General features: G+C 62.6%; 13 protein-coding genes, 3 tRNA genes and 1 pseudogene. 8 read left to right on the forward strand and 9 right to left on the reverse strand.

Features of this window, described 5'->3' with window-relative positions; translation table 11 throughout:
* From IPF76_RS08895 to IPF76_RS08905, 3 genes are read left to right on the forward strand one after another with little or no spacing between them, the layout of a single operon-like run.
* A complete protein-coding gene (locus IPF76_RS08895) occupies positions 1-1,287 on the forward strand; it encodes a cytochrome b/b6 (RefSeq protein ID WP_293842641.1) in 1,287 nt (428 codons plus the stop codon).
* A gap of 31 nt (positions 1,288-1,318) precedes the next feature.
* Positions 1,319-2,128, forward strand: coding sequence for a cytochrome c1 (locus tag IPF76_RS08900; RefSeq protein ID WP_293842644.1), 810 nt, complete (start codon positions 1,319-1,321; stop codon positions 2,126-2,128).
* A 28-nt stretch (positions 2,129-2,156) separates the two neighbouring features.
* Positions 2,157-2,711: an adenine phosphoribosyltransferase gene (locus IPF76_RS08905; protein ID WP_293842839.1), complete on the forward strand. Its 555-nt coding sequence runs from the start codon at positions 2,157-2,159 to the stop codon at positions 2,709-2,711.
* 572 nt (positions 2,712-3,283) lie between these two features.
* On the opposite strand, the gene IPF76_RS08910 is transcribed toward IPF76_RS08905, so the two are convergent.
* Entirely contained in the window at positions 3,284-4,057 is a 774-nt protein-coding gene (locus tag IPF76_RS08910; RefSeq protein ID WP_293842647.1) for a DUF1134 domain-containing protein, read from the reverse strand.
* 242 nt (positions 4,058-4,299) lie between these two features.
* Here IPF76_RS08910 and IPF76_RS08915 point away from each other — a divergent pair.
* Positions 4,300-4,391 (forward strand) — tRNA-Ser (locus tag IPF76_RS08915).
* 185 nt (positions 4,392-4,576) lie between these two features.
* Here IPF76_RS08915 and IPF76_RS08920 read toward each other — a convergent pair.
* Positions 4,577-4,765 (reverse strand): hypothetical protein, encoded by a 189-nt coding sequence (locus IPF76_RS08920; RefSeq protein WP_293842650.1) that lies wholly within the window; start codon positions 4,763-4,765, stop codon positions 4,577-4,579.
* Between IPF76_RS08920 and IPF76_RS20755 the strand changes: the two are divergent.
* Positions 4,733-4,828 (forward strand): annotated as a pseudogene (locus IPF76_RS20755) (FAD:protein FMN transferase); the annotation flags it as partial. The gene IPF76_RS08920 and the pseudogene IPF76_RS20755 sit on opposite strands and share 33 nt — an antisense overlap.
* A 109-nt stretch (positions 4,829-4,937) precedes the next feature.
* Positions 4,938-5,177, forward strand: a complete 240-nt coding sequence (locus tag IPF76_RS20760) for an FAD:protein FMN transferase (protein WP_366499388.1) — start codon at positions 4,938-4,940, stop codon at positions 5,175-5,177.
* 59 nt (positions 5,178-5,236) lie between these two features.
* On the opposite strand, the gene IPF76_RS08925 is transcribed toward IPF76_RS20760, so the two are convergent.
* From IPF76_RS08925 to IPF76_RS08940, 4 genes are all read right to left on the reverse strand, one after another.
* The gene (locus tag IPF76_RS08925; RefSeq protein ID WP_293842653.1) at positions 5,237-5,920 is read right to left on the reverse strand and encodes a Fe2+-dependent dioxygenase; all 684 of its coding nucleotides are present in this window, start codon (positions 5,918-5,920) and stop codon (positions 5,237-5,239) included.
* 56 nt (positions 5,921-5,976) lie between these two features.
* Positions 5,977-8,394, reverse strand: coding sequence for a TonB-dependent receptor (locus tag IPF76_RS08930; RefSeq protein WP_293842656.1), 2,418 nt, complete (start codon positions 8,392-8,394; stop codon positions 5,977-5,979).
* 133 nt (positions 8,395-8,527) lie between these two features.
* Positions 8,528-9,253, reverse strand: coding sequence for an energy transducer TonB (locus tag IPF76_RS08935; protein WP_293842659.1), 726 nt, complete (start codon positions 9,251-9,253; stop codon positions 8,528-8,530).
* 45 nt (positions 9,254-9,298) lie between these two features.
* Positions 9,299-10,168: an alpha/beta hydrolase gene (locus IPF76_RS08940; protein ID WP_293842661.1), complete on the reverse strand. Its 870-nt coding sequence runs from the start codon at positions 10,166-10,168 to the stop codon at positions 9,299-9,301.
* A gap of 91 nt (positions 10,169-10,259) precedes the next feature.
* Here IPF76_RS08940 and IPF76_RS08945 point away from each other — a divergent pair, with 91 nt between their 5' ends.
* A complete protein-coding gene (locus IPF76_RS08945; RefSeq protein WP_293842664.1) occupies positions 10,260-11,054 on the forward strand; it encodes an SDR family oxidoreductase in 795 nt (264 codons plus the stop codon).
* Positions 11,055-11,097: 43 nt separating this feature from the next.
* On the opposite strand, the gene IPF76_RS08950 is transcribed toward IPF76_RS08945, so the two are convergent.
* Positions 11,098-11,172, reverse strand: a tRNA-Val gene (locus IPF76_RS08950).
* 70 nt (positions 11,173-11,242) lie between these two features.
* A complete protein-coding gene (cpdR, locus tag IPF76_RS08955; RefSeq protein WP_293842841.1) occupies positions 11,243-11,620 on the reverse strand; it encodes a cell cycle two-component system response regulator CpdR in 378 nt (125 codons plus the stop codon).
* Between the two features lie 143 nt (positions 11,621-11,763).
* Here cpdR and IPF76_RS08960 point away from each other — a divergent pair, with 143 nt between their 5' ends.
* Entirely contained in the window at positions 11,764-12,639 is an 876-nt protein-coding gene (locus IPF76_RS08960) for an N-formylglutamate amidohydrolase (protein WP_293842667.1), read from the forward strand.
* A 181-nt stretch (positions 12,640-12,820) separates the two neighbouring features.
* Here the strand turns inward: IPF76_RS08960 and IPF76_RS08965 are convergent.
* Positions 12,821-12,897: transfer RNA gene (locus tag IPF76_RS08965), tRNA-Pro, on the reverse strand.
* Positions 12,898-12,905: the final 8 nt, after the last annotated feature.

Consider the following 12,905-nt stretch of genomic DNA (forward strand, 5'->3'; position numbering starts at 1 on the left):
ATGAGCTTTCCCTGGGCCAAACCCTATGAGCCAACGCATCCACTGATGAAGTGGATGGACGAGAAGCTTCCGATTCCGCGCCTGGTATATAACGCCACCGGACCTGGCTATCCCGTCCCGCGCAACCTCAACTATTTCTGGAACTTCGGCGTCCTCGCCGGGGCCGCGCTGATGATCCAGATCATCACCGGGATCGTGCTGGCGATGCATTACGCCGCCAATGCCGGTGTCGCGTTCAATTCGGTCGAGCATATCATGCGCGACGTGAATGCCGGCTGGTTCATCCGCTACGCGCATATGAACGGCGCGAGCATGTTTTTCATCGTCGTTTATCTGCACATTTTTCGCGGCCTGTATTACGGTTCGTACAAGGCACCGCGCGAAATGGTGTGGCTGCTCGGCGTCGTGATCTTCCTGCTGATGATGGCGACCGCCTTCATGGGCTATGTCCTGCCGTGGGGCCAGATGAGCTTCTGGGGCGCGCAGGTGATTACCGGCTTCTTCTCGGCGATCCCGCTGGTTGGCGAGCCGGTGCGCCAGTGGCTGCTCGGCGGCTTTGTCCCCGACAATGCGACGCTCAACCGCTTCTTCTCGCTGCACTATCTGCTGCCGTTCGTGATCCTGGGCGTGATCATCCTGCACATCTGGGCGCTGCACATTCCGGGGTCGAACAACCCGACCGGTATCGAGGTGAAGGACGAACAGGACACCGTTCCCTTCCACCCCTATTACACCGCGAAGGACGGCTTCGGATTGGGCATCTTCCTGCTGGTGTTCGTCGCGCTGACCTTCTTCAGCCCGAACCTGCTGGGCCACCCCGACAATTATATCCCGGCCAACTCGCTGTCGACGCCAGCGCATATCGTTCCCGAATGGTATTTCCTGCCCTTCTACGCGATTTTGAAGGCCTTCACCTTCAACTTCCTGTGGATCGATGCAAAGCTGTGGGGCGTCATCGCAATGTTCGCGTCGATCGCGCTGCTGTTCTTCCTGCCCTGGCTGGATAGCTCGCCGGTCAAGTCGTCGACCTATCGTCCGCTCTACCGCATCTTCTTCTGGATCCTCGTCGTCGACGTGTTCCTGCTTGGCTGGTGCGGCATGCAGCCTGCCGAACAGCCATGGGTGATCCTCAGCCAGATCGGCGCGATCTATTATTTCGCCCACTTCCTGGTGATCCTGCCCATCGTCTCGCGGATCGAACGCCCGCTGCCGATGCCGAATTCGATCACCGAAGCGGTTCTTGCCAAACATGCCCCCGACACCGCGTCGGGTCCGGCAGCGGCCTGAGCGCCAGACTTTAACAGGAGCTGATACAGCCATGGTTCGCCCGCTCGGATTTCTCGTCGGCCTCGGTTTCATTACTGCGCTGGTGCTCGCGATCTTTACGACACCGCTTAGTAATGAAGAAAATGTCGCCCTTTCGTTCCACAAACATCCGCGCCATCTGAAGCTGGCGAGCGACGGCCTGGTCCCCCACTGGGACAAGGCGCAGCTGCAGCGTGGGATGCAGGTGTACAAGGAGGTCTGCTCGGCCTGCCACAGCCTGAACCTCGTTGCGTTCCGCAATATCGAGGATCTGGGTTATACCGAAGGCCAGGTGAAGACCTTTGCCAAGGGCTTCCAGGTTCCGTCGATCAACCCCGACACGGGCGAAGTCGCAACGCGTGATGGCGCGCCGTCGGATCACTTCCCGGCGCCTTATCTCAACGAAGTCGCGGCGCGCGCGGCGAACAACAACGCGTTGCCGCCGGATCTCTCGCTGATCACCAAGGCGCGCGAAGGCGGCAAGAACTATGTCTATTCGCTGCTGACCGGCTATCAGAACCCGCCGGCGAACTTGCCCGCAGAACTGAGGCCCAGCACCGGGCTGCATTACAACCCCTATTTCGCCAACCTGAACCTCGCGATGGCCAAACCGCTGTCGGATAATCAGGTGACCTATGCCGACGGCACCAAGGCGAGCGTTGACCAAATGGCAAAGGATGTATCCGCATTCCTCGTCTGGACCGCCGAGCCGAAATTGGTAACGCGCGTGCAGGTCGGCTGGGCGACTTTCTTCTTCCTGCTGATCTTCACGGTGCTCGCCTATCTGTCGTACCGCAATATCTGGGCCGACAAGAAGCATTGAGCGATTGGCGCAGGGCGATTATGACCGCATGATCGCCCTGCCGCCTCAACCCGACCTCGACCTGACGTCGCTGGTTCGCACCATCCCCGACTTTCCCAAGCTGGGCATCCAGTTTCGCGACGTTACAACGCTGATCGGCGATGCAGCCGGTTTTTCCGAAAGCGTGCGCCGGCTCAGCGCGCTCGCCTCCGTCCACCGCCCCCATTTCATCGTGGCGGTCGAGGCGCGGGGTTTCCTGTTCGGCGCGGCGATGGCGACCGCGATGGGGCTTGGGCTTGTCCCGGTGCGTAAGGCTGGCAAGCTGCCCGGCGTGACGATCGGGGTCGATTATGAACTCGAATATGGCACCGACCGGCTGGAACTGCACGAAGGTGCGGTGCTGCCGGGGCATCGTGTCGTGCTGGTCGACGATTTGCTCGCAACGGGCGGGACAATCCTTGCGGCGGCGACGCTGATGCGCAGTGTCGGGGCCGAGGTGGCAGCGGCACTGTTCGTCATCGACCTCCCCGATCTTGGCGGTTCCCAGCGGCTGGCAGCGGCTGGGCTGCGGTGTGAGACGTTGATTGCGTTCGACGGAGATTGAGGGCGAGGACTTCTGTTTGGGGTGGATAAGCGAAAGACCGCTTTTGCGCAGCGCGAGGCTTTAGCGGACGTTGTTTGGTGAGCCTTGGCCATTCCGTCGGATCAGTCCGTGCAGTTCTTGCGCGTCCGAACGAATATCGCGCCACAGCGGGTGCCGAAGCAGAACCTTCCCCCAGTCTTCCATTGGCTCGTCGGCGGTTGCCGAATGGAGCTTTGTTGCGAGATCATCAGCTATCCTGAACTCGTCGGGGAACAGCCATGAGCCATGACCCTGACGCGGGTCATTAAACCTCAAGATCATTAAGCAACGCATCCGCAGCTTCGCCCACGCGGTCGTCTGACGCCGCAGGGTCAGCAAAGGCGGCGCACGCGTGGTAAAGATCGCGACGGTCAGGCCATATCCAGTGATTGTCGTCCATTCCAGGAAGCTGCCCCAACGGCTGCTTCCACGCAAGCTGGACTACGCTGGAACGGCACGAAGTGGTCCTTTGCAGAAATCACGGCCAATCCCGCCGCAACTTGAAAGCCCGCGCCGAAGCTCGGGCTTTCGTGTCGATCAACCGCGCGGAACCGTCAGAACGGCACCCAATTCTGCTTCTTGCGAAACTTCATATAGCCGACGTTGGCGCCCAATCGCGCGCCGACGCCGACGCGGATCGGGATCAAGACGACGTCGCCGCGGCGCAGGTAGCTGGCGTTGAAACCGCCGAGCAGATAGGCGGCGCCTTCGCCGGCGGGATAGCGCTTGTAGAGCTCTTCGCTGTCGAACAGGTTATAAACAAGGACGAAGGTATTGCCGGCATTGGCGCCGGCATCGAAGCCGATCGACGGACCGGTCCAGTAGGCGGGCAGTTCGCCCTCAATCTTGTGGTGCAGCGTGCCCGAGCCATAGCGTACGCCGAGTACCAGCGCACCGCCCGCTTCGCGGCCGACGATATAGGCGTTGGGCTCGCCCTGTTTCTTGAGAATATCCTCGATCAGACCTGCCAGCCCTTGCGCACCCTTGCCAAACACACCCTCGGCTGCGCCGATCAGGTCGTCCTGCTTGTAAGTGGCGGTATCCTCGGTGATGACGGTGGTTGTCGTCATGTCGCTGGGGGTCGCGGTGCCATCGGCGGGAGCCGCGCTTGTCTGCTGGTCACCGGTGGCCAGGTCGCTGTCGTAGTTGATGACTTCGTCGGTGGAATTGCTCGATACCGGCGGGGGCGAGGCGGGGTTGTCGAGATCGGAATCGATCGTCGTGTTCGGATCGATCTCGCGCATCTGCGCCGAAGCGGGAACCGGCGAAAGCGCAAGGCCAAGCGAGGCCATGGCCGCCAAGGCAAAGCTGGTGAATGTTTTTCGCATGTCTGACCCCCAAAATTCGAACGGCGCGTGCGCACCGAAACCGGCGTTAATCATGACTCGGTTTGCGCGGCGGGCAATGAACCGGCGATGACCCGAGTCGAATTTGCGCCGGACCGAATCGATTGCGCGACAAAATGCCGGGTTGCTGCGAAATCTAGCGCAATCTTAGGCGTTGCGGGGCGCGAAGTGCATGGCTATAGCGACCCGCCTAGGCCAACTGTCGTTAGCGCGACAGGCCATGCGGAGACGTGGGTGAGTGGCTGAAACCAACGGTTTGCTAAACCGTCGTGCTGTGAATGCGGCACCGAGGGTTCGAATCCCTCCGTCTCCGCCAATTTTCTTCCGATCGATAGCCCAGCCCCTCGGGGCGCCTGTGGTGGCATGCTGTTCGGCTTCTACGCCGCGCGTCATAGATCGCCTCAGTGCTGTAACAATTATTGCAATTGCGAACCGTTCGCGACAATTTCCGCGCATCCTTCCTGTTGACGATGCACCCACCCAATCCCTGGCCTTTGGCAATCAGGCAGGAACGACCGCTTCTATTTCAAACATCCGCCGCTCTGCCTCGACTCGACGAAAACCCCGGGCTTCGGCAGCGCCGGACCGGTCGATCAAGTCCCCGAAGATCGTCCCGTTGTGGAGCGCGCGATCGATTTCGATCCGGCCGCCCGGCGCATCCGGCGCGGCGAGGGCGCCGCGCTCGATCATTCCGGCATTGCCAAGTGCTATGACGTCGACCTTGTGGCTAAATGGCTGCTGGCCCATGGCATACGCCATTTCTTGCTCGAATTGGGCGGCGAGCTGCGCTGCGAGGGGATTCTCCCCGACAGCCAGCGCAGGGGGTCAATGTCGAAATGCCGCCGACCTCGTCGATCCCGCCATGGCGGATCGCGCTCCACGACCTGTCGGTTGCTCGGGCAATTATCGCCGCGGTTTCAGCGCGGACGGCCGGCATTATTCGCAAGGCTTCGATCCGGCGACGGGCTGCCCTATCGTCAATGGCGTGTCGTCGGTTACGGCGGTCCACCGTGATCTCATAAGCGCCGACAGCTGGGCGACTGCTATGACGGTGCGGGAGCCAAAGATGCCGATGCCGAACGGCTCGCGGTGTGCGTTGTGACGGGTGACCGCGAACATATCTCGCGCGCGTGGCCCGACACGCTGGCTAGGGTCCTGACCCTAGCTGTCGGCCCAGCGCCGCAACAGATTGTGATAGACACCGGTCAGGCGCAGGACCGACGCGTCGCCCTGGCCGAGCGCCGCCGCGGCGCCCTGTACGCCCATGTCGAGATCGAACAGCAGGTTGCGCTGCCCCTGATCGCGCACCATCGATTGGATCCACATGAAGCTTGCGACGCGCGCGCCCGACGTCACCGGTTCGACGCGGTGAACGGTCGTCGACGGGTATAGGACCATATGCCCGGCGGGCAGCTTCAGGCCGGGCGCTTCGCTAAAGCCTTCAACGACCAGCCCGCCGCCGTCATAGCTGTCGGGGTGGGCGAGGAAGAGCGTCGCCGACAGGTCGCTCCGGATCCGGAAATCGCTGCCGCGGCGCATACGGATTGCATTGTCGATATGGTCGCCGAAATTCTCGCCGCCCGCATAGCGGTTGAAATAGGGCGGATAGATTTTGAGCGGCAGCGCCGCGGCAATGAACAGTGGGCTGCGGCCCAGCGCATCGAGCACTAAACGCCCCGCCTCCGCCGCCGCTTCGCCGAATTCGGGAAGCTGCTGGTTGCGTTTGGCGAGCGCTGCTTGTGGGCCTGACGTCTCGTTGCCGTCGATCCAGTCGGCGGCATCGACGATCGAGCGGAGCTTTGCGACGCCGTCGGCATCGAGCACATCGGGAATGATACGGATCATGTCGACTTTTTGGCCGAAAAGGGCGGGAACGGCAATCGCTGTACCCGCCCGGTTGATCAGAAGTTGTAGAAGAGGCTGAACACCGCCGAGCGCGCATCGCCGGGGGTCGCCCAGCCGCCGCTGACGGCACCGCCGCCCACCATGCCGGCGCCCGAAATCGTCGCCGCGCCGACATTGTTGCGGACGCCGGTGTAATAATCCTCGTTTGTCAGGTTACTAACGTTGAGCTGCGCCACTAGGCCGTTCTTGAAGTCATACGACACGAAAGCGCGGTGGATCAGATAATCGTCGACCAGAAACTGCGTCCGCTGAGCCAGATTGCGTTGGTTGGTCGCGAATCTGCCCTGATAGGTCAGGCCGTAACCGACCTGCAGTCCGAACGGGAAGGCATAGGTTGTAAACAGGCTGCCCGAATGTTTCGGCGTCTGGATCAGCCGGTCGCCGCGCTGCGGATCGGGGATCGCGGCATTGTTGAGACAGCCCGTCGCGCCCGGCGTGGCGAGGCAGAAGTCGGAGACGCTCTGCCGCACTTCGCTGTCGAGATAGGTATAGTTCGCGAAGATTGCCCATTCGGGGGTGACGTTGCCGCTGACACCCAGCGCCAGTCCGTCGACGCGCGACTGGCCGTCGAGCACCTGCAGCGAGTTGGGCTGCGCCGGATCGTTCGACGGGGTGCGGAAATCGCTGCGCTCGTTGCGGAACAGCGCTGCGGTCAGCAACAGCTTCTTGCCGAACAGCTCGGCTTTCGCCCCGATTTCATAAATGCGCGCCTTTTCGGGCGCCACCGCGCACGGATCGGCGGCGCCGGGTGCCGCCGGCAGGCCGCAGCCTGCGCGAACGGCGGCGGAGGTTGGCGTTTTTGCATTGCCGTGGGCGGCATAGAGGCTGACATTCTCGATCGGGTGGAACACCGCGCCAAAGCGATAGGAGAAGAGATTCTCGTCGCTGATCTGGTCGGCGCCGCGCGTATAGACCGCGCCGGTTGCGGGCGTCGTAACGGTGTCGGCGCGGAAGACGGTCCGCACGCTTTCATAACGAACCCCCGCGTTCATTTCGAACATCGGCGAGATTTCGAGCGTGCCGAACGCGTAGATGGCAAGGTTGCGCGTATCGCCATAGTTGTTGCCGGTGCGGACATAATCGACCGGGCCGGTCCAGATCGTGTTCGGGTTCGACAGGCTGATCGGCGGCTGGGCCGGGTTGGGCGTCGCACCGCCAATATTGCGTAGCAGCTGCGCATTCTCGATCGAATAATCTTCCTGTGTATAGGACGCGCCGATGACGAGCGTGTTGAACAGGCCGCCTTTGGCGCCGTTCACCACCGTCAGGTCGGTCTGGTTGTGGATCAGGTCGTTCACCTGATCGCGGACCAGGCCGCGCGGTCCGGCGGGATAATAGAAACCGGGGCTATTCTGCCCGGTGGGGCAGGCAATGCCGACGGTCGCACTGGCGCCGCTGCCGATCGGCTGCAGCCCGCTCGCGAGGCAGAATACGCCCTGCGGTGCGCTCGTCTGGCTATATTGGTGGACGCGTTGCCAGCGGGTGAGGTTGCGGATCGAGATCGTGTTGCTGAACGCGTGGCGGAAGGTTGCGGTCAGGCGGTCGACCTTGGTCTTCTGTTCGTCGAGATTGACGATGCCGAAATAATCGCTGTCGTCGACACCCGCGAGCGGCCCGTCGTTCGCGCCGCTCAGAAAGAAGGGCACGCCAAAGATAGGCGTGTTGTCGTCGTCCTGATGGATATAGGCGAGCGTCAGGCTGGTGTCGCTATCGACGCCGATTGTGACCGACGGGGCGACGCCCCAGCGCTGATAGGATTCGACGTCGCGGCCGGGGACCTCATTCTCGTGATACATCGCGTTGATACGCACTGCGATCAGGTCGCTGACGCGCCAGTTGCTGTCGATCGCGGCACGGTAATAATTGTCGGTGCCGATGGCGGCCTGCGCCGTCGTCGCATTGCGCGCAAAGGGAATCTTGCTGACCAGGTTGATTGTGCCGCCGACGCTGCCCGACCCGTTGAAGACCGAGTTCGCGCCGTTGTAGACTTCGATCTGCTGCAGGTTGAAGGGGTCGGTGCGGCTGTATTGCGCGCTGTCGCGCACGCCGTCGACGGTCAGGTCGTTGTTCGCCGAATAGCCGCGCAGGTTGATCGAATCGCCATAACCGCCGCCGCCTTCGCCTGCGCCAAAGGTGATGCCGGGGATCGTCGACAGCGCGTCGCGCAGCGTCAGCAAATTCTGCTGGCGCAACTGTTCCTGCGACATGACAGTGACCGTCTGCGGGGTATCGACGATCGGCGCGGTCGATTTGGGCGATTCAACCTCGGTCGCGAGCGTGCCCGAAACCACGATGTCGTTGCGACTGCCGGGCGCGTCCTGCGCCGCGTCGCCTTCCGCCGCGAACGCCGGTGCGCTGATCAGGCTGCCGACGCAAGATAGCGCGAGGAACGAGGCCGATGTCGATGATGTCACGGTAAACCCCTTGTTTTTAGATTGGCTAGGGGCGCCGCTATTGCGAGTTGTTTGCAGAGTCAATGTATATTGAGAATTATTCGCATCATTGTCGCAATCGATCGTGTATGTGCGTGAAGATAGAGAAGTTACGCTATTGCCGCGGCTCCAGCCACCAGCTCTGCCGCCAGCCATAAGGACTGCTGATCGTCTCGCCGGCGGCATTGGTCGCCGGTTTGAAGCGAAAGCGTTCCTCGATCAGCCGACAGGTCGTTTCGTCGAGCGAGGCGTCGCCGCTCGATCGCGTGACGCGGCACCCGCGCACCCGCCCCGTCGCCTCGATGGTGAAGCGGACCTCGACCTCGCCGCCCGCTCTCGCCCGGCTCGCGTCGCGCGGATAATCGCGGTCGCGGATCGTACCGCTGCGCCAGACCGCCGTTGTGCCACCGCCGTTTCCGTTACCCGAACCGCCGGCGCCGGTGCCGTCACCGTGGCCACCCGCGCCGGCCCCCGCGCCGGGATGCGGCGTCGCCCCGGCCGAAGCGTCATGTCCGGCACCGGGACGCGGAGCCGCGGCGATCGGCGGCGCGATCGGAGGTAGGTTTGACGGCGGTGCGGTGACAACGGCGGCTTTCGCCTGCTTGTTGGCGGCCGACGCCTTGCCGCTGGCCTTGTCGCTCGGCGCGTTCGCTGGCGCGATATCCTCCCGCACCGGCGGCGGGGCGGGGACGGCAATCGCGGTGATGGCCTCACTGACCGTGCGTACGACCCTCAGATCAAGGCCGCTTGCCAGGCCAAGGCCCACCGCGAGGACCGCGATCAGCACCCCGCCGCCCGACAAGGCTTTCTGTCGCCGCGAAATCTGCCCCGTATAGGCCATGTGTCGCACCTTATCGCGCGCCGCCGCGCGCAACCGGAGGCGGGTTTAGAGGAATTCGTCTAGCGTGGACATGAACCGGTCGAACTGGTCGTGGTGCAGCCAGTGGCCGGCATTTTCGAACTCGATCACCTTCGCGTTGTTGAAATGGACGAGCCGCCCGTCTCCCGCGGGGTTCGAGGCCCAGCTGTTTGCACCATAGAGGAGAAGCGTCGGGCAGGTGATCGCGCTCCACAGCGCTGTGATATCGTCCTGTGGCATGTCGAAGGCGGGCCATACGTTCAGATAATTGTCGAACTTCCAGCTCCATGTGCCATCCTCGTTGCGGCTGATACCGTGAATGGTCAGGTGGCGCGCCTGAACTTCGGTCAGATAGCTGTTTTCGCTCATCATGCGCGCCAGCGCGTCCTCGAGCGTCGCATAACGGCGCGGGGTCCGCCCGGCCGCCTGTCTTTTGTCGTCGATCCATTTGCGAAAGCGCTCGGCGTAGCCCGTCCGGGCGCGTTCGGCGATGACCTTTGGAGAAGGGCCAAGCCCCTCGATCGCGACGAGCTTGCGAACATTTTCGGGATAGAGACCCGTGTAACGGAGCGCGATGTTGCCCCCCATCGAATGCGCGACGATCGAGAGCGGGCCAAGATCTTGCTGATGGATCAGCTGAGCGAGGTCATAGACAAAGGTGTCCATCGCGTAATTGCCGTCGGGCGACCAGGCGCTGTCGCCATGACCGCGCAGATCGGGGGCGATGATATGATACCGATCGCGCAACTTTTCGGCGACCCAGTCCCAGTTGCGGCAATGGTCCCGGCCGCCATGGACGAGCAGTAGCGGCGGCGCGCCGCGATTGCCCCAATCGACATAATGGAGCTTCAGCCGCTGCGAGACGAAGCTGTTCGAGGTGGGGCCGGCACTTGCCATCGGATCGTCCTTGCTGTCTGTTCCCGTTTCAAAAGGCGACTGGTTCCGATCCGTCAACCCCGGATCGTCCCAAGCGCAAAGCAAGGGAGAGATGCATGACGACATCCGCGAAAATCTGCTGGCGGGCAAAACAGCGTTTGTCGCTGGCGGCACCAGCGGCATCAACCTCGGCATCGCCAAGCGTTTTGCGGAGCTCGGTGCAAAGGTCGCAGTGGTGGGGCGCGATCCCGACAAGGCGGCGCGCGCAGCGGCCGAAATCGGCCATGACGCGCTTGGTCTGTCGGGCGATGTAAGGGACTATGCGGCGATCCGCGGCGTGATGGATCAGGTTGCGAACCAGCTGGGTCCGATGGACATTGTCATTTCGGGCGCGGCAGGTAATTTCCTGGCGCCCGCGCTTGGCATGTCGGCGAATGCGTTTCGTACCGTGGTGGATATCGATCTCAACGGCACCTTCAACGTGTTTCGCGGCTGCCATGATCTGCTCAACCGGCCGGGCGCGTCGCTCATCGCGATCACCGCAGGGCAGGCGGTCAACGCGTCGGCGCTGCAAGCGCATGCCTGCGCGGCGAAGGCGGGGATCAACCAGTTGATTCGCGTGCTCGCGCTTGAATGGGGCCCCGACGTGCGGGTGAACGGTATTTCGCCGGGGCCTATCGCCGATACCGAAGGGATGAAGCGACTCGCCCCCGACGCGGAAACCCGTCAGTCGCATTACGACCGGATCGCGATGAAGCGGTGGGGCAAAATCGAAGAGGTTGCCGAATCGGCGGTGTTCCTGTGTTCGCCGGCGGCGGGTTATATCACCGGCACGATCCTCGACTGCGACGGCGGCAGCCAGATCGGCGATGCGTCACGCGGCGACGTGGCGAAGGGGATGGCCTGAAAGCAAAAACGCCGCCAACCCTGAGGGATGGCGGCGTTTTTAATGGTGGGCGTGGCAAGGATTGAACTTGCGACCCCTGCGATGTCAACACAGTGCTCTACCACTGAGCTACACGCCCATCCCTTGGGGTGACGGCCCCCTAATATCCCCGGCCACGCTTGGCAAGCCCTTCGCGCCCGGTAACGTCGTTATTGTTGGCTCGACCGGTTGGCGCGCCCGAACAGATTGTCGACCTCCCGGACGAGATCCTTCAGGTGGAACGGTTTCGACAGCAATTTGGCCTGTGGCACATTTTCTTCAGCGCGGAGCGAGACGGCGGCAAAGCCGGTGATGAACATCACTTGCGTCTGCGGCGCTACCTTGGCGGTGTGTTGCGCGAGTTCGATTCCGTCCATTTCGGGCATCACGATGTCCGAAAGCAGCAGGTCAAAGGTTCCCGAATCGATATAGGGCACCGCGGCGGTGCCGCGATCGACAGCGGTCACGTGATAACCGGCGCTGGTCAGCGCCCGCGCGAGATACTCGCGCATCACATCATCGTCTTCGGCCAGAAGAATGCGAATCATCTTGAAATCTGTCTCCTGGTCCCTCGATACGGCCGGTTCCGGTCGGCTGCATCCTAAGTGCGACGTTTGCCATAGCGGCAGAGATTTAACAAATTGACTTGGCGGTGCTGGATTCAGCGCGCTTTTTTTGCCACGCATGATCCATGCGTTCACGCCCCCTCTCGTCTACCGCCATCGCTGTCAACCGGCCCGCGCTGATCGGCCCGGTGGTGGTGTCGATACCGCATGCGGGTCGGCTGTATCCGCCTGAAATATTGGCGGCCGCGCGCGTCGCGCAGGCTGATCTCCAACGGCTCGAAGACAGTTGGTGCGACCTTATCGCGGCGGGTGCAGTCGGCGCCGGCGCCACCGTCATCCAAGGCATTTGGGCGCGCGCGGTTGCCGATTGCAACCGCGGTGAGGGGCAAATGGCGCCGGGCGAGGTCGCGGTGTCGTTGCGAGCGCAGTTTTCAGCGCCGGGCCGCAAGGAACGGGCAGGGCTCGGCGTGGTGCCAACGCGATTGGCGGACTGCGGGCCGCTTTGGAAAAAACCGATCGATCAGGCGGCGCTGCAATGGCGGCTAGAATTATTTCACCGCCCATATCACGCTGCCTTGGCCGATGCGTTGGCGGCGGCACTTGATCGGTTCGGTTACGCGGTGCTGATCGACCTGCATTCGATGCCGCCGGTACCGGTGAGCCAGCCGGGGCATGGTACCCGGGTCGTCGTCGGCGATCATTTTGGCGTAACGGCGGGGGAATGGCTGGTTGAACAGATCATCACATCGGTTCAGCGCCTGCCCCAATCGGTGTCGCGCAACGTGCCCTATGCTGGCGGGCATATCGTCCGGGCGCATGGCCGGCCTGCGCAGGGCGTTCACGCGGTTCAGATCGAGATTGATCGCAGTCTGTACCTGACGTCCGATCGCCGCCCCGATGCGGCGGGTGTTGCGCGCATGGCGCACTGGTTTGCAGCACTTCTCAACGCGTTGGCGCAGGCGCGGCCCGGGGCCGCGGCGATGCCGCAGGCTGCCGAATAAAAAACCACCCCGTACCGAAGTACGAGGTGGCCAGGGTCCAGGGAGGACGCACCCGCGTCAAGGTGACGGGGCACTCACCGCGATGGAAAGGGGGAAAACCATGGCGGCGTAGGACAAATCTAGGATGTTGTGCGCCAACTTACAAGCAGTCACGGTGCAGAATCTGCAATATGCAGGAAATTGGTCGGGGAGAGAGGATTCGAACCTCCGGCCCCTGCCTCCCGAAGACAGTGCTCTACCAGGCTGAGCTACTCCCCGACCGAACT

The sequence above is a fragment of the Sphingopyxis sp. genome (assembly GCF_016704835.1).
GTDB lineage: Bacteria > Pseudomonadota > Alphaproteobacteria > Sphingomonadales > Sphingomonadaceae > Sphingopyxis.